The sequence below is a fragment of the Achromobacter xylosoxidans genome (assembly GCF_002192695.1).
Lineage (GTDB): Bacteria > Pseudomonadota > Gammaproteobacteria > Burkholderiales > Burkholderiaceae_B > Achromobacter > Achromobacter xylosoxidans_C.
This window is the reverse complement of the sequence record NZ_MTLG01000111.1, coordinates 1-973: the sequence shown is the minus strand read 5'-3', so window position 1 is coordinate 973 and position 973 is coordinate 1. Positions and strand designations below refer to the sequence as shown.

The following is a 973-nucleotide window of genomic DNA, read 5'->3' as shown; positions in this document are numbered from 1 at the left end:
CTGCACACCATCATGCGCTGGGCAGTCATGCAGACCAGCAAGATCCCGACGTTTCCACCAGAAATCGAGGCCACGCTGCAGCCGGAGCCGGGCGACAAGTACGTGCGCGATGCGTCGATGAACCCCGAAGACCTGCGCTAACCGGACGGGTGGCGGAGTGGACTACACCGGCCTTGCCTCCAGGTTTCCGAACGATCGGCCACTGACCGATTTCGACAAGCAGCATCACCTGAAGCAGAAAGTCCACCTGGATGTGCCGCTATTGGCCGAGTTATGCGCGGTCAAGATGGACTCCAATCGTTTGGTGTCGGTTGATCGCTGGTACGGTTGGCGCGGCTACATGGCATTGGTGGGTGGTGTCATTGGATTGGTGGGCCTGGGCGCTGCTCTGGTATTTGGCGGGTTGTTCGTGTTTGGTGATGTGCCCAATGAAAATGGCCTTTGGGGCGCGTTTTTTTTCGCCGTTGCCTCAGGCATGGGATTGGCGTTTTTTGGTGGCTGGATGGCTTGCAAGGAATTGTTCCGCTGGACCTACTATCCCATTGTCCTGGATCGCAAGCACCGCCGGGTGCATGTGTTCCGGCTGGACGGAACGGTCCTGACTGCTCCATGGGACAAGATCTATTTCACGCTTGGCCGAGGGAAAGGCCCGTTTGGTTGGCACAATTGGGATATCCGTGGGTTGATCCTGGATGCGGATGGCGTGACGGTTAAAGAGACGTTCGCCTTTAGCATGGTGACCAGCGAGATCGAAGGAGCACGCTCCCATTGGGAGTTTCTTCGCCGCTACATGGAAGAAGGCCCTCAAGCGGTGTGGGACGCGGTCTTGTACTGCATGCCCATCGATGGGAAGCGGGAGAGCTTCGCGGTAAGCAAGGAGCGCGTTTTTGCAAACTATGCGCAGATCCCGCTCATTTATCTGATCATGATTCCCTTCAACTACCTGCACACCATCATGCGCTGGGCAGTCATG

1 protein-coding gene is annotated in these 973 nt (G+C 57.1%); it reads left to right on the top strand.

Annotated features, from left to right (window positions below):
• Positions 1-157: 157 nt before the first annotated feature.
• A partial coding sequence (locus tag BRO63_RS27395; protein ID WP_088142814.1) for a DUF6708 domain-containing protein occupies positions 158-973 on the top strand: 816 nt, incomplete at its 3' end.